We start from the raw sequence: 15,769 nt of genomic DNA, 5'->3' as shown, positions 1-15,769 counted from the left end.
CCGCGCGCGTGCCCGGCGGCCGGTTCTCCCGCCGGCCGGCCTGAGCGAACCCTCGTGCGGCACCCGCGCGGGCGCCGCATAGGCTGGACCGATGCAGGACGAGTACCGCACAGTCGCACGCGCGGGCGTGCACGAGACCGAGGTCAACCGCTCGCGCTTCCTGTGCGCTCTCGCCCCGGCGGCCACCGAGCGGGAGGCCCAGGACTTCGTCGCCGCCGTCCGCAAGGAGCACGCCGACGCCACGCACAACTGCTGGGCGTACGTCATCGGCGCCGACGCCGGGATCCAGAAGGCGAGCGACGACGGCGAACCGGGCGGTACCGCCGGCGTCCCCATGCTCCAGATGCTGCTGCGCCGCGACATGCGGTACGTCGTGGCCGTCGTCACCCGTTACTACGGCGGCGTCAAGCTCGGCGCGGGCGGGCTCATCCGGGCCTACGGCGGAGCCGTCGGCGAGGCGCTGGACACGCTCGGGACCCGGACCCGCCGCAGGTTCCGCATCGCCACCGTGACCGTGGACCACCAGCGGGCCGGCAAGGTGCAGAACGACCTCAGGGCCACCGGGCGCGAGGTGCGGGACGTGCGCTACGGCGAGGCCGTCACCATCGAGATCGGCCTGCCGGACGCCGACGTGGACGCCTTCCGGGGATGGCTCGCGGACGCCACGGCCGGGACCGCCGGGTTCGAACTGGGCGGCGAGGCCTACGGAGATGCGTGACACATCGGGCATATCACGCCAATCGGCCTGCCTGGTGCCGTGCATGACGGCCGATACGGGAGTAACCGCCCGTGATGTCAGACCCGGCCGTTAGTCTTCGAGGATCATGAGGCTCCTGCACACTTCCGACTGGCACCTGGGCCGGGCGTTCCACCGCGTGAACATGCTCGACGCCCAGGCCGAGTTCATCGCGCACCTCGTCACGACGGTGCGCGAGCGCGACGTCGACGCGGTGGTCGTGTCGGGAGACGTGTACGACCGCGCGGTGCCCCCGCTGGCCGCGGTCGAGCTCTTCGACGACGCGCTGCACCGGCTCGCCGGCCTCGGCGTGCCCACGGTGATGATCTCCGGGAACCACGACTCGGCCCGCCGCCTCGGCGTCGGCGCGGGGCTGATCGACCGTGCGGGCATCCACCTGCGCACCGAGCCGTCGGCGTGCGGGATCCCGGTGGTCCTCGCGGACACGCACGGCGAGGTGGCCTTCTACGGTCTTCCCTACCTCGAACCGGCTTTGGTCAAGGACGAGTTCGAGGTCGACAGCGCGGGCCACGAAGCGGTGCTGGCCGCCGCCATGGACCGGGTCCGCGCCGACCTCGCCGCACGCGCGCGCGGCACCCGCTCCGTCGTCCTCGCGCACGCCTTCGTCACCGGCGGGGAGCCCAGCGACAGCGAACGGGACATCACCGTCGGCGGGGTCGCCGCCGTCCCCGCGGGCGTCTTCGCCGGAGTCGACTACACCGCCCTGGGCCATCTGCACGGCTGCCAGACCATCACCGAGCGCGTGCGCTACTCCGGCTCCCCGCTGCCGTACTCCTTCTCCGAGGCCGCCCACCGCAAGAGCATGTGGCTCGTCGACCTGGACGCCGACGGCTTCGCCGGCGCCGAGCGGGTCGACTGCCCGGTCCCGCGCGCGCTGGCCCGCATCCGGGGCACGCTGGAGGACCTGCTCGCCGACCCGGACCTCGCCCTCCACCGCGAGGCGTGGGTCGAGGCGACGCTCACGGATCCGGTCCGCCCCGCCGAACCCATGGCCCGCCTCACCGAGCGCTTCCCGCACACCCTCAGCCTCGTCTTCGAGCCCGAACGCGCCCCCGGCGAGCCGGACGTGTCCTACGCCCGCCGGCTCGCCGGCCGCGCCGACCAGCAGATCGCGGAGGACTTCGTGGCCCACGTGCGCGGCGCCGCACCCGACGAGCACGAACGGACGGTGCTGCGCGAGACGTTCGACGCGGTGCGCGCGGACGCGGCGGTACGGGAGGTGGCGCGGTGAGGCTGCACCGGCTCGACATCACCGCCTTCGGCCCCTTCGGCGGCTCGCAGACGGTCGACTTCGGCGCGCTGTCGGCCGCCGGGCTGTTCCTGCTGCACGGCCCCACCGGCGCCGGAAAGACCTCCGTGCTGGACGCCGTGTGCTACGCGCTGTACGGTGCGGTCCCCGGCGCCCGGCAGAGCGGGCAGGGCACGACCCTGCGCAGCGACCACGCCGCCGCGGGCACCCGCACCCAGGTCACCCTCGACCTCACCGTCGCCGGACGCCGACTGGAGGTCACCCGCCTGCCGCCCTGGGAGCGCCCCAAGAAGCGCGGCACGGGCACGACGCTCGACAAGGCCCAGAGCCTGCTCCGCGAGTACGACGCGACGACCGGTGCCTGGAAGGACCTCAGCCGCTCCCACCAGGAGATAGGCGAGGAGATCACCCAGCTGCTCGGGATGAGCCGCGAGCAGTTCTGCCAGGTGGTGCTGCTGCCGCAGGGCGACTTCGCGCGGTTCCTGCGCGCCGACGCCGAGGCCCGGGGCAAGCTGCTCGGCCGGCTGTTCGACACACACCGTTTCGCCGAGGTGGAGAAGCGTCTCGCCGAGCGCAGGCGCGCCACCGAGGCCCGGGTGCGCGAGGGCGACGCCGCGCTGCTGGCCGACGCGCACCGTATGCAGCAGGCGGCGGGCGACACCATGGAGCTGCCGGAACTCGCACCCGGCGAGCCCGGCCTGGCCCAGGCCGTCCTGACCGCGGCCGCCGTCGCCCGCGCCACCGCGCGCGAGCAACTGACCGTCGCCCGCTGCCGGCTCACGGCCGCCGAGTCCGCCCACGCCGCCGCCGAGGCGTCGCTGCACCGGGTACGCGAAGTGGCCCGGCTGCAACAGCGGTCCGCCGAGGCGCGGGAGCGCGCCGAGCGCCTGGCGGAGCGGGCCGGCGCCCACCAGGAGGCACATGCGCGGATGGAGGGGGGGCGCAAGGCCGGGACGGTGGCACCGGCGCTGGAACTGCGCGAGGCCGCCGACGCCGCGCACCGCCGTGCGGCCGCCGCCGAGGCACGCGCGCGTGCGGTGCTCCCGGCGGAGTTCGCCGGCGCCGGCGCCGCCGGACTGGCCGCCGACGCGCGCCGCGCCGCCGAGGAGCTGGGCGGACTGGAGTCGGCCCGCCGCGCCGAGCGGCGCCTGGCCGACGTCGTCGCCGAGCGCGGCGCGGCGGACCGGCAGGAGCGTGCCGACGACGACGTCCTCCAGGAGGCCGAGGCCTGGCTCGCCGGATGGGGGACGGCCCGGCCGGCACTGCAGACGCGCATCGACACGGCCCAGGAGGCGGCCGCACTGGCCGAGCGGCTCGCCCTGCGGCTGGAACCCGCGCGACAGCGGCTCGCCGCCGCCCGGATGCGCGACTCACTGGCCGCGGACACCGAAGAGGCGCGGCGGCGGGCCCTCGCCTCCGCCGAAGCCGCCGCACGCGCCAAGGACCACTGGCTGGCCCTGAAGGAGCAGCGCCTGAACGGCATCGCGGCCGAACTGGCCGCGAGCCTCGCCGACGGAGAGCCCTGCGCCGTCTGCGGCGCCACCGAACACCCCGCGCCCGCGCGCAAGGTCGCCGGGCACGTCGACCGCGAGGCGGAGGAGCGTGCGCTCGGCGACCACCAGGCCGCCGAGGAGCGGCGCGTCCGGGACGAGCGCCGCCTCGGCGCCGTCCGCGAGGAGCTGGCCGCAGCCACCGCCGAGGCGGGCGACACCCCCACCGCACAACTCGCCGACGAGGCCGGGGACCTGGAGGCCGAGCTGGCCCGGGCCCGCCGGGACGCCTCCGCCCTGCACGCGGCACAGCAGGACCTGCACCGCGCCGAGCAGGAGCGCGAGCGGCGGCTGTCCGACCGCCGGGAGGCCGAACTCCGAGCCACCTCCCGGCTGGCCCAGCGGGACAACCTGGACCGCCAGAAGGCCGCCCTGGAGGCGGAGTTGGCCGAGGCCAGGGGAAACGCCGGGAGTGTCGCCGCGCGCGCCGCCCAACTGGAGCGGCGCGCGGCACTGCTCACCGAGGCAGCCGACGCCGCACGCGCCGCAGAGGACAGCGCCGAACGGCTCAAGGACGCCGACGGACGGCTCGCCGAGGCCGCCTTCCGGGCCGGCTTCGACACCCCCGAGGCCGCGTCCGCCGCCCTCCTCGACGACGCCGCCCACCGCGAACTGCAACGGCGCCTGGACGCCTGGCACACGGAGGAGGCCGCGGTGCGCGCGGTCCTCGCCGAGGCCGACACCACGGCCGCCGCCGGGCAGCCGCCCGCCGACCTCACCGCCGCGGAGGCCGCAGAGGCCGCCGCGGACCGGCGGCTGCGGGAGGCCGCCTCCGCGCGGGACGCCGCCGACCGCCGCTGCGCCGAACTCGACCGGCTCTCCGCGAGCGCGACGACCGGCATGCGCCAACTGGCGCCGCTGCGCGAGGAGTACGACCGCGTGGCCCGCCTCGCCACGCTCACCGCGGGCACCTCGGCCGACAACGAGCGCAAGATGCGCCTGGAGTCCTACGTCCTCGCGGCCCGCCTGGAACAGGTGGCCGCCGCCGCGACCGTACGCCTGCAGCGCATGTCGTCCGGCCGCTACACCCTCGTCCACTCCGACGACCGGGCCGGCCGCGGCCGCAGCGGTCTGGGACTGCACGTCGTCGACGCCTGGACGGGTCGGGAACGGGACACGGCGACCCTGTCGGGCGGCGAGACGTTCTTCGCCTCGCTCGCCCTCGCCCTCGGTCTCGCGGACGTCGTCACGGACGAGGCCGGAGGGGTGCGCCTGGACACGCTCTTCATCGACGAGGGCTTCGGCAGCCTCGACGACCAGACCCTGGACGAGGTCCTCGACGTCCTCGACTCCCTGCGTGAACGCGACCGCAGCGTCGGGATCGTCAGCCACGTCGCCGACCTGCGGCGGCGCGTCCACGCCCAACTCGAGGTCGTCAAGGGCAGGTCGGGATCTGCCGTACGGCTGCGCGGAGCGGGCTGAGGGACCCGGAGTGGCGGTTCAGCACCGCCGGGACGGCGCTCGCACGCGGGACGGGCGGGGGACGCGGGACCAGCGGTGAACGTGGGATCGGCGCGAGAGTGGGACCAGCGCCGGACGCGGGACCGGCGTGGGGCGCGGGACCGGCGGGGGAACGGAACCAGCGCCCTACGCGAGACCGGCGTGGGGCGCGGGACCGGCCCTGGGGCGGCCGGAGACCGGCCGCCCCAGGGGCTCACAGTTGGGCGAGCTCGTCCACCAGGTCGTCCAGGCCCAGCGAGCCCTGCGACAGGGCCGCCATGTGCCAGGCCTTCGCGTCGAACGCGGCACCGTGGCGCTGCCTGGCCTTCTCACGGCCCAGCAGCCAGGCCCGCTCGCCCAGCTTGTAGCCGATCGCCTGGCCGGGCATCGACAGATAGCGGATCAGCTCGCTCGCCACGAAGTCCCTCGGGCGGCTGCTGTGCGCGCCGAAGAACTCCCGCGCCAGCTCCGGCGTCCAGCGCTCACCCGGGTGGAACGGCGAGTCCGCCGGAATCTCCAGCTCCAGGTGCATGCCGATGTCGATGATGACGCGGACCGCGCGCATCATCTGCGCGTCCAGATAGCCGAGCCGCCGCTCCGGGTCGGTGAGGAAGCCGAGTTCGTCCATCAGACGTTCCGCGTACAGCGCCCAGCCCTCGGCGTTCGCGCTGACCCCGCCGACGGTGGCCTGGTAGCGCGAGAGGTTCTCGGCCACGTGCACCCACTGGGCGAGCTGGAGATGGTGGCCGGGGACGCCCTCGTGGTACCAGGTCGAGACCAGGTCGTAGACCGGGAAGCGGGTCTGCCCCATGGTCGGCAGCCAGGTCCGGCCCGGCCGGGAGAAGTCTGCGGACGGCGCCGTGTAGTAGGGGGCCGCGGCACCTCCGGGCGGCGCGATGCACGACTCCACCTTCCGCACTCGCTCGGCCAGTTCGAAGTGCGTGCCGTCGAGCGCCTCGATCGCCTCGTCCATCAGGTCCTGCAACCACTGGCGGACCTCGTCGACGCCCTCGATGTGCGTGCCGTGCTCGTCGAGGTGCGCGAGGGCCACCCACGGGGTCTCGGCGCCGGGCAGGACCTTCTCGGCCTCCTGCCTCATCTCGCCGAGGAGACGGTGGAACTCCGACCAGCCGTACGCGTACGCCTCGTCGAGGTCCAGGTCCGTGCCGTTGAAGTAGCGCGAGAAGCGGGCGTAGCGCTCGCGGCCGACCGTGTCCGGGGCGTCGCCGATCGTCGGCGCGTACACGTCGAGCATCCAGTCCCGCAGCTCCACGACGGCCGCGGTCGCCGCGCGGGCGGCCTCGTCCAGCTCCGCGCGCAGGGACTCGGGGCCCTCGGAGGCGAAGTCCTCGAACCAGCCGCGGCCGTTGCCGTCGGTGTCCGACCACTCGGTGAGCTGTTCGATGAAGATCGCGGTCGGCTGCGGGCCGCCGTACAGCTTGCGGTCCAGGCCGAGGGCGAGGGACTCGCGGTAGCCGCTCAGCGCGGCCGGCACGGCCCGCAGGCGCTCGGCGATCGCGGCCCAGTCCTCGTCGGTGGCGCTGGGCGTGATCGTGAACACCTCGCGCACCGAGTGCACCGGGCTGTGGATGTTGCTCACCGTGCGCAGGCCCTCGTCGGCGTCGTGCACCCCGAGTTCCGCGGTCAGGCGTTCGCGCAGCAGGCGTGCGCAGCGGCGCTCGATGTCACTGTCCGCGCCGGGCTGCCGCTCGGCCTCGTCCAGCCGGGCGAGGGTGGTGCGCGCGAGGTCGGCGAGCGCCTGCTGGCCGGCGGGCGAGGTGTCGGGCAGCAGGCTCGAACTCTCCTTCACGCCGAGATAGGTACCGGTGATCGGGTCGAGGGCGATGAGTTCGTCGACGTAGGCGTCGGCGACCTGACGGGGCAGGGGGCTCTTGGTCTGTGACATGCCGACCATCCTCGTATGGACGGGCGGCTCGCGTCAGCCCGGTTTACCCGGCATCGGGCCGTGTTCGGTCCGATTTCGCCGAGGGCGTGCCCTGCTGCGCGCCGGGCGGCAGCAGGGGGCCGCAGTCCCACTGCTGGAAGATCAGCCGGGTCTCCACCCGGGCCACTTCCCGCCGGGCCGTGAACTCGTCCAGGACCAGGCGCTGGAGATCGGCCATGTCCGCGACCGCGACATGGACCAGGTAGTCGTCCGGGCCGGTCAGATGGAACACGGTCAGCGATTCCGGCAGGGCCCGGATCCGCTCCACGAACGGCCCCACCAGCTCCCGCCGGTGCGGCCTGACCTGCACCGACAGCAGCGCCTGAAGACCCCTGCCCAGCTTGGCGGGGTCGAGCCGCAACCGGTGGCCGAGAATGAGCCCCGAGCGGCGCAGCCGGGTCACCCGGTCCAGACAGGTGGACGGAGCGACCCCGACCTGCGCGGCGAGGTCGCGGTAGGTGGTCCGGGCGTCGTTCTGCAACAGCCTCAGCAGATGCAGATCCACCGGATCCAGTACGACGGATTCGGCCATGTGGCGAACGTAGCACGGCCCTCGGCCGAGTGATCCCGGCCGCTGTTCACTCTTCGGTCATGGACACGCCCTTGGACTCCGCGAGCACGCCCGCGTACGACGACGTACGCACCGCACCCAGAGCACTGGCCACCGAGGCGGTGCACGCCGGCCGTGACGACCTCGCCCGGCAGGGACTGCACGCCCCGCCGATCGACCTGTCCACCACCTACCCGTCCTACGACAGCCGCGCCGAGGCCGCCCGCATCGACGCCTTCGCCACCGACGGCGCCGAACTCGACGGCACCCCGGTCTACGGACGGCTCGGCAACCCCACCGTCGCCCGCTTCGAGACCGCCCTGGCCCGGCTGGAGGGCACCGAGTCCGCGGTGGCGTTCGCCAGCGGCATGGCCGCGCTGAGCGCGGTCCTCCTCGTCCGGTCCGCCATGGGCCTGCGGCACGTCGTCGCCGTGCGCCCGCTGTACGGCTGCAGCGACCACCTGCTCACCGCCGGGCTGCTCGGCACCGAGGTGACCTGGACCGACCCGGCCGGGATCACCGACGCGCTGCGCCCGGACACCGGCCTGGTCATGGTCGAGACACCGGCGAACCCGACGCTGGCCGAGGTGGACCTGCGGGCCGTCGCCCACGCCTGCGGCTCCGTGCCGCTCCTCGTCGACAACACCTTCGCCACCCCCGTACTGCAACGCCCGACCGAGCAGGGCGCGCGCCTGGTGCTGCACAGCGCCACCAAGTACCTGGGCGGCCACGGCGACGTGATGGCGGGCGTGGTGGCCTGCGACGAGGAACTCGCCGGACGGCTGCGGCAGGTGCGGTTCGCCACCGGCGGGGTGCTGCACCCTCTCGCCGGCTATCTGCTGCTGCGCGGGCTGTCCACGCTTCCGGTCCGGGTGCGGGCCGCCTCCGCCACCGCCGCGGACCTGGCCGCCCGCCTGGCGGCCGACCCGCGCGTCGAGCGGGTGCACTACCCGTCCATCGGCGGTGCCATGGTCTCCTTCGAGGTGCACGGCGACCCGCACGCCGTCATCGGCGGCGTCGGCCTGATCACGCCGGCCGTGAGCCTCGGCAGCGTCGACACCCTGATCCAGCACCCGGCGTCCATCAGCCACCGCATCGTCGACGCGGACGACCGGCGGGGCGCCGGGGTCGGCGACCGGCTGCTGCGGATGTCGGTGGGCCTGGAGGACGTCGAGGACCTGTGGGCCGACCTGGACCGGGCGCTGGGGGCGCGGCCGGGTCAGCCGCAGGTGAAGGGGCTGCATCAGGCGATGAGCTGAGCGGGACCGTCCGGAGGGCGCGCGGCCGGGCAGTGCCGGGCCGCGCGCCCTCCGGGGCCGCTGCTCAGTCCCGCGGGCGTGACGCCCCGTACTGTGCCTCCTCGGCCTGCGCCTGCTCGGCGTCGTACGGCAGCCGGGAGGCCACCGGGGTGGCGTCCAGCCGGGCCGTAATGACCACGGTGCCCTCCTCGATCTGGAAGTCGAGCGGCAGGCCCAGGCCCCGCATGGCGGCGACCATGCCGGTGTTGGCCGCCTGCGTCACGGCGTACACGCTCGCGCAGCCCGCCTCGACGGCCATCGCCACCAGCCGGCCCAGCAGTTCGCCGCCGACGCCGCGGCGCTGCCAGGCGTCCTCGACGAGCAGCGCGACCTCCGTCTCGTCGCCGTCCCACAGCAGATGTCCGAGGCCGACGATCCGCCCGGAGGCGGTCCGCGCGGCCAGTGTGCGGCCGAACCGTGGGCTCAGCAGGTGGTCGAGATAGCGGTCGGCGTCGCCGACCGGCCCGTGGTAGCGCAGGCCGAGGGTGCGCGCCGAGCAGCGCGCCTGCATCGCCCTGGCCGCCGCGAGGTCGCCGGTGTCGGCCCTGCGTACGGTGATCGCCTCGCCCTCGGGCAGCGTCAGCACGTCCTGGCCGCGCGGAACGCGCGGTCCGAGCCGGGTGTCCAGCTCCACCAGGGCGCGCGCCCGCGCGAACTCGGTGGGCGTGAAGGGCAGATACGGCCGTTCCACGGTGATCGTCCCGCCCTCCGGCGCCCTCAGCCGCATCACCGTGTCCTCCAGCACCCCCTCGGCCGGCACCTCCTGCGGGTCCCTGGCCGCCGCCGGCCGGTCAGGCAGTGAACGGATGGTGCACCGCCCCAGCAACTGCCGTAGCGCCAGCGGGAGTTCCGCCGCGTCGAGCGCTGTGCGCGCGGCCAGGCCCAGGACCCGTGTCGGCGCGTCCACCAGGTCGTGCGCGTCCGCCCGCTCGATCCACGTGTCGGCACCGCCGGCCAGCGCGACCGCCCGGGTGATGCCGGACGCCTCGAGCCCGCCGGGAGCGCGCAGCAGGAACTCGTCCACCGTGCCCTCGGCCAGTGGATGCGTCTGCAGGCTCAGGATGTCCACGTGCCGGGCCGCCAGCGCCGCGCAGAGCGAGGCCAGCGAACCGGGCGCGTCCCGCACGGTCGTCCGCATCCGCCACAGCGTGCGGTCGCCCGGCGCCGCTTCGGCCGCCGCGGGACCGGCGGCGGACGGCCCGGCCTGCTGGGCGGCGAGCGGCCGGGCGCCGGTATCGTCCGCGGGCGGTGCGTGACCGTGGCGCCGTGCCCACCAGGTGTGGAAGGCCGCTGTGGCCACCAGCGCGAACGCCGAGATCACCAGCAGGGCCGGACCGTCGGGGCCGTGACCGATCAGGTTCGCCACCCCGTCGGCCACGGCGACGGCCGTGAAGAGCGCAGCCAGTTCGACCAGGTCCCGCCGCCAGTGATGCGCCCGGCGACTGTGCTTCGCCCACGTCGTGTTCGACACTTCTCGAGTCATACGGCCACTGTGCCGGAACGGTGTTGCGTGATCACGAACGCGCTGTGACCGATGAGTAAAGCGATGTTCGCACCTTTCGTAGCTGTTTCTCGGGGTTGTCTCCTGTTCCAGCGGGCGGGCCGGGTGGGCGCCGGGTCAGGCGGCCACCTCCGGAGCCAGCGCGCCGCGCAGCCGGCGGGCCTCCGCGACCAGGCGCGACGAGCCACGCCGGTCCGCCGCCCGTGCCAGGTGCGGCAGGTCGCCCCGCGCACCGGACCGCTCGGCGCACTCGGCCGCGACGGCCAGCAGATCACCGAGCCCCCGCACCGGACCGGCCGGTCCGTCGGCGGCGAGGTCGGAGAGCAGCGGCGGCAGCGCGTGGCCGAGCAGACCCCATACGGTGGCGTACGCCCCGGTGGATGCGGCCGTGCGCAGGGACTCCGCCAGCCGCAGCGGCTTCACCGCACCATGCTGCACCAGCTCGCCGAGGTCCGCGCCGAGGCGGGCGGCGTCCAGCTCACCGCGCGCGGCGAGGACGAGCAGCGCGTCCACGGCGGCCAGCCGGTCCTCGGGGTGCCGGGCGCCCAGTCCGTACGCCACGCACAGGTGCGTCGCCTCGCCCGCCTCGCCGCCTGACTCGGCGAGCAGCGGCAGGACGGAGGCCGCGCCCCGGCTGTCGTCCACGGCCACGGCGGACAGGTCCCGCAGGATCCGCACGGCCACCAGTTCACGCAGTTCGGGCAGCACGGCCAGCCAGTGGGGGTGCGCGGAACCGCTCCAGTGGGCGCAGTACCGGCTCTCCGCGAAGGCGCCGGCCGGCCTGCCCAGTGCGCGGAAGGCGTCGGGGAAGCCCTCTTGCAGCTCGGGAAGTTCGCCGGACTCCGCCAGTATGCGCGGCCCCGATGTGCGGCGCCGGATCGCCGGCAGTACGGGAGCGCCGGCGGTCAGCCAGTGGGCGAGTCGCTTCCCTTCCGCCGTACCGAGGGCCGCCGCCCGCTCCGCGGCGGCCGCTGCCGCTGCCGCCGGACGGTCCCCGCGCCGCACCCGCAGCAGCGCCTGTGCGAAGTCGGCCGCCGACACGCGCGTCCCCAGACGCCGGTACGTGTCGAGCCGCTCCACCAGCTCGTCCGGCTCCAGCAGGCCCGTGCTCCAGGTGGGCGTCGAGAGCAGGAACGGCAGGGGATCGGTGCGCATCCGGTACGCCACCTCCCACAGGCGGGCGTCGAAGGGCTGGGAGAGCGCGCCGTGCGCGCAGGTCCGGTGCGGTGCCCCCGGCCGGATAGCGGCGTTCAGCCTGGTGGTGCTCAGCTTTCCCCGCAGCGTGATGAGCAGCAGATCCAGGCCTGCGAACCCGTCGAAGCCGCCCCGGGCGTCGCCGAATTGATGTTCCAGCCGCAGGTCGTAGAACGGATCGGCGCCGTCCCACCATCGGCGGGAGATCACCGGTTCCAGCGCCTCCAGCAGGGCGTCCCGGTCGCGGTGGGCGTGGCGCACCAGCCCGTCCAGGGCGCGTTCGAAGCCGGTCACATCGGTGTCGGACGCCAGCGCGGCCCCCACCTCCTCGGCGAGCTCGACGACCGAGCCCGCCGCGGGGACGAGACGTGTCGGCTCGGGAACCAGGGGGAGCACCTCCTCGTACACCGGGGCCACCTCCGCCGGTGCCGCGCCCAGCGGCCCCACCGCCTGGGCGCGCAGCGGAGGAATCAACTCATCAGCCGCCGAAGCGAGTTCGGCGCGCACCTCGGCGGAGCGGACCTTCTTCACATGCCGCTGGGCGAGCTTGAGCGCCCGCTCCTGCACGCCGGGGTCCTCGTGTCCGAAGGCCTGCGCGACGGCGGGCAGCAACTCGTCCGCCGCCGCGGCGTCCCGGGCGAGCACCTTACCCAGCAGTACGAGCTGCGCCCGCACCAGCTTGCGCTCCGGCCGGAACAGCACCGCCTCCGACACCTCGACCAGGCGACGGTACGTCAACTGGCCGTCCAGGGCCAGCGTCCCCAGCACCGACTGGGCGTGCGAGGCCACCGGAGACACCGCGTCCGACGCCAGCGCCACCCAGTCGGCCACCCGCTCCCGCTGCTCCTCGCGCGTGAGCGCCAGGGATGTCAGTACCCGCAGGAACGCCCGGTGGTCGGCGCTCGTACCGCCCCGCAGCAGGCGGGCCACGCAGGCATCGACCGTGGCCCTCCGGTCGAGCGGGCCCTCCGCGGTGAGCTGCGCGAGGGCGCCGTGCCAGCTGGCGGGTCCTTCGTCGGCCGCCCATTCCAGCAGGCCGCCGATGTCGTTCACCTCGAAGAGCGCGGCCACGAGCGGCGCGAGGTGCGGGTCCGTGCGCAGCCGGTCCAGCAAGGTGTTGCCTCGCCGCCAGTTGCCGCCGACCTGCTGCACCCAGCCCCGCACATAGGCGTCGGTCGTCGGCACCGGACAGCCCGCCAGGCGCACCAGGGCGGACATCAGATCGTAGGGCACCTGCGCGGTGGCGGGCCGCTGGGCGAGCCGGTTCGCCAGATCGGCGAGCCAGCCGGCCTCCCGGTCGGCGAGGACACGGAGCAGCACCGCGGGGGAGACCCCCGGCCAGCGCATGTCGGCGGCCGCGATCCAGCTCGCCACGCCGGCCGCGCCCGTCTGGCACGCCACCCCTGCCACGTACAGCGCCGGATACGCGCGGCGGGACGGCCCGTCCCAGCGCGTCGCTCTCAGCTCCTTGCGCAGAGCCTTCAACTCCGGGAAGGAAGCTCGGCGTTCGGTGTCGGCCATGTCGTCCAGCAGACCGACCACCTCGGCCGTCCGCCCGGCCCGCACCGCCTCCGTCAGCGTCGTCATCGCGCACCCCCGTCGACTCGTGCCATGTCCTGCTCCATCGCGGCGGCGCCCCGTCGCGCCATCCGCACCGCCAGCGCGTGCTTGCACGGCCCGCGCCCGCCCCGGTACTTCGCCCACCACTGGCAACTGCAACTGAGCACGCCCTTCTCCTCGCGCACCCGGTGCGCGTGGCCGTCCTCGGCCGTCACCGTCGCCAGGGCACCGTCCAGGACGACCGCTCCCGCGGCGACGAGGGCACGGGCAGTCCGCAGGCGCGGGTTGTGCCGCTCGGCGCGATCCGCGTCGTAGGGCAGCTCCCGGTGGAAGTACGCCGCCTCCGCGGTGTCGTATCCGACCCGGCCCGAGGTGCCGAGCCGGACCAGCGCCGCGCGGACCCGCTCCGGGGCGAGCCCGGAGGCGGCGGCGAGGTCGGCGACGTCGACGCGGGGCTCCCAGGCCAGCAGCACCGCGATCAGCTCCGCGTCCTCGGCCGCCTCGTCGGTGGCGAGCGCGTCCAGCACCCCGCCCTCGCCGGAGAACCCGCGCGAGGCGTCGGGCGACAGCGTCAGCGTGAGCCGCATGCCCGGCAGGACCGCCTCCCAGGCACTGGCCGTGGCGCCGGCACCTGCGACCGCCGGGCCGTACACGCGCAGGGCGGTCGCATGCCGCAGCACCCGCTGGAGCGCGGCGAGCCGCTCGGGCCCGGGCAGGCAGACCGCGCCCGGCACGGGCCGGGTGGTCGGCCGCAGGGCACGTCCTGCCGGGACCACCCACCGCGGACCGCCCGCACCCCGCGGTCCGCTCCGCGGCAGCGACCGCAGGAACCGCACGGCCTCGGCAGCCGGCAGCTCGGCCCGCAGATCGAAGCCGGCGGCTATGACCTGGGCCTCCGCGAATCCGCGCAGCCACCGGTCCGGCAGCGGCACCTTCTTCTCCACCACGGGACCGTCCACGGTGGTCACGGCCAGCTCCTCCGGACCCACCCGCATGTGGAGCGGATCGTCCGAGCCGATCCGTGACAGCGCCTCGCGCAGCGGGTTGTTGACGTCGACGTTCGTCGTGCCGTGCCCCACCTCGCCGCCGTCCAGGCCCGGGCGCAGCACGTCCAGGCGCGCGTACACTCCGCAGCAGCCGGAGAAGGACTCGAAGCGCAGCCGGTCGCCGTTCCCCGTCACCACCGGGTCGAGGGAGGCGCGCAACTGCGGCTGGTAGTAGCGGGCGGCCGCCACGTCCGCCACCGCCAGCAGTCCTGCGGAGGCCACCTGAGGGGACGTCAGGAAGCCTGTGAAGAACCGTGGATGGTCCTGGATTCCCGAGGGGGTCGCACCCCGGGACGTCTCGAGCCCCAGGCGCTGTCCGCCCGCGGCGGGCTCCAGCGCGGAGGGTCGGGAATAGGCCACGGCCTGCAAGGATCGCGTCATGGAAAAACCGTAGGGGCGACCACTGACAACCGGCCTCGACCTGCGAAAACACCCTTCGCGGGGCGGGAGTTGCCGACCTGCTCGCGGCACCCTTTTCCGCAGCGGGCGGCGGGCCGCCGAGGCGGGGTGGGTCCGCCGGGCCCGGCACGCATCTCCCAGTGCGGCGGAGTTCCGACGCCGGCCGCCTCCGCCACCAGCCGCGCCCCCGCGCGGATGCGGACAGGTGACAGGGGACGGGGGACAGGGGCAGATGGGCATAACCGAGGACGAGGCGCACGCCCTCGTGGCCGGAGTCGGCGGCCACCGCCTGCCGGTACGCCGAGAGGGCACGCACCGCGACGTGGGCCTCACTCATGCGAACGGCCCCGAGGGACAGGGACGTTGCGACCGGACGGACGCCGGCGGTGGTCAGCGGCTGCCGTCCAGGATGACGCGCGCGACCAGTGCCGGGTCGTCGTTCATCGGGACGTGACCGCAGCCGGGCAGGCGCACGAGCCGGGCCCGGGGGATGACCTGCTTGGCGCGCACTCCCTGGCGGCGCACCAGCAGCCGGTCCTTGGTGCCCCAGGCGACGGTGACGGGGATTCCGGGCAGGACGTCGGTGAAGCGGACGCCGACGCCTGCCCGGAGGGTCTCCTCGAATCCGTCCGCCTGCGCCAGGGCGAGCGTCTCGGCCACCACGGCCTCGGGCGAACGGCGGGCCGGGTGGGCGTAGATGGTGCTGGTCAGGGCGGTGCGGCCGGCCGCCGTCCGCGAGAGTCGCTCGACCAGCGGCAGTGGCATCCGCCGGGCGAGCGTACGCATCGTCCGCAGCACGCCGAAGGCGTAACGCCGCTCGGCCTGCGTCCAGAACCCCGCCGGGGCCAGGGCGGTGACGGACCGTACGAGCTTCTCCCGGCCCAGTTCCAGGGCCAGCAGGCCGCCCAGGGAGTTGCCGGCCACATGGGGCCGTTCTATCTCCAGCGCCTCGCACAGGGCGCCCAGCACCACGTTCATCGTGGGCAGGTCGTGCCGGAGCCCTTCGGGCAGTGCGGGGGACGCCCCGAAGCCCGGCAGGTCGACGGTGATCACCTCGCGTTCGGCGGCGAGCAGGTGGACCACCGGGTCCCAGGCCTGGCGGTGGTGTCCGATGCCGTGCAGCAGGAGCAGCGGCTCGCCGCCGCCCACGCGCGCGTAGGAGAGGGTCACGGTCCGCGGACCGCGCGCGGAGGGGACCTCGAAGGAGACAGTGGCGGACATGGGCGCTCCTCGTGGGGGAATCGGCGACAACGATGGTAGACAGACTGTCAGCAATTGCT

Annotated in this window: 10 protein-coding genes; 4 read left to right on the top strand and 6 right to left on the bottom strand. The window is 74.8% G+C overall.

Annotation, left to right across the window (positions count from 1 at the left end):
• Positions 1–91: 91 nt before the first annotated feature.
• The 3 genes from ABZ818_RS16460 to ABZ818_RS16450 all read left to right on the top strand — a co-directional run bounded on the left by ABZ818_RS16460 (position 92) and on the right by ABZ818_RS16450 (position 4,978).
• Positions 92–718: a YigZ family protein gene (locus ABZ818_RS16460; protein ID WP_361414780.1), complete on the top strand. Its 627-nt coding sequence runs from the start codon at positions 92–94 to the stop codon at positions 716–718.
• Between the two features lie 106 nt (positions 719–824).
• On the top strand, positions 825–1,988 hold the full coding sequence (locus ABZ818_RS16455) for an exonuclease SbcCD subunit D (protein ID WP_361414778.1): 1,164 nt from the start codon (positions 825–827) through the stop codon (positions 1,986–1,988).
• On the top strand, positions 1,985–4,978 hold the full coding sequence (locus ABZ818_RS16450; RefSeq protein WP_361414776.1) for an SMC family ATPase: 2,994 nt from the start codon (positions 1,985–1,987) through the stop codon (positions 4,976–4,978). Before ABZ818_RS16455 ends, ABZ818_RS16450 begins: the two co-directional genes overlap by 4 nt.
• Positions 4,979–5,210: 232 nt before the next feature.
• Here ABZ818_RS16450 and ABZ818_RS16445 read toward each other — a convergent pair whose 3' ends face one another.
• Together ABZ818_RS16445 and ABZ818_RS16440 are read right to left on the bottom strand one after the other, a co-directional pair.
• A complete protein-coding gene (locus ABZ818_RS16445; protein WP_361414774.1) occupies positions 5,211–6,902 on the bottom strand; it encodes a DUF885 domain-containing protein in 1,692 nt (563 codons plus the stop codon).
• 43 nt (positions 6,903–6,945) lie between these two features.
• Positions 6,946–7,473, bottom strand: a complete 528-nt coding sequence (locus tag ABZ818_RS16440) for an Lrp/AsnC family transcriptional regulator (RefSeq protein ID WP_361414772.1) — start codon at positions 7,471–7,473, stop codon at positions 6,946–6,948.
• 59 nt (positions 7,474–7,532) lie between these two features.
• Here ABZ818_RS16440 and ABZ818_RS16435 point away from each other — a divergent pair, with 59 nt between their 5' ends.
• Positions 7,533–8,750: a PLP-dependent transferase gene (locus ABZ818_RS16435; protein WP_361414770.1), complete on the top strand. Its 1,218-nt coding sequence runs from the start codon at positions 7,533–7,535 to the stop codon at positions 8,748–8,750.
• A 64-nt stretch (positions 8,751–8,814) separates the two neighbouring features.
• Here the strand turns inward: ABZ818_RS16435 and ABZ818_RS16430 are convergent, their stop codons facing one another.
• The 4 genes from ABZ818_RS16430 to ABZ818_RS16415 all read right to left on the bottom strand — a co-directional run bounded on the left by ABZ818_RS16430 (position 8,815) and on the right by ABZ818_RS16415 (position 15,710).
• Entirely contained in the window at positions 8,815–10,272 is a 1,458-nt protein-coding gene (locus ABZ818_RS16430; protein ID WP_361414768.1) for a GNAT family N-acetyltransferase, read from the bottom strand.
• Between the two features lie 135 nt (positions 10,273–10,407).
• The gene (locus ABZ818_RS16425; RefSeq protein WP_361414766.1) at positions 10,408–13,071 is read right to left on the bottom strand and encodes a DUF6493 family protein; all 2,664 of its coding nucleotides are present in this window, start codon (positions 13,069–13,071) and stop codon (positions 10,408–10,410) included.
• On the bottom strand, positions 13,068–14,471 hold the full coding sequence (locus tag ABZ818_RS16420) for an SWIM zinc finger domain-containing protein (protein ID WP_361414764.1): 1,404 nt from the start codon (positions 14,469–14,471) through the stop codon (positions 13,068–13,070). Before ABZ818_RS16420 ends, ABZ818_RS16425 begins: the two co-directional genes overlap by 4 nt.
• A 408-nt stretch (positions 14,472–14,879) precedes the next feature.
• A complete protein-coding gene (locus tag ABZ818_RS16415) occupies positions 14,880–15,710 on the bottom strand; it encodes an alpha/beta fold hydrolase (protein ID WP_361414762.1) in 831 nt (276 codons plus the stop codon).
• Positions 15,711–15,769: the final 59 nt, after the last annotated feature.

Origin of the sequence: Streptomyces sp. NPDC047453 (assembly GCF_040643155.1) — a bacterium.
Taxonomy (GTDB): domain Bacteria; phylum Actinomycetota; class Actinomycetes; order Streptomycetales; family Streptomycetaceae; genus Streptomyces.
Note: the sequence above shows the minus strand (reverse complement) of the source record. Positions and strands in the feature narration are given on the sequence as shown.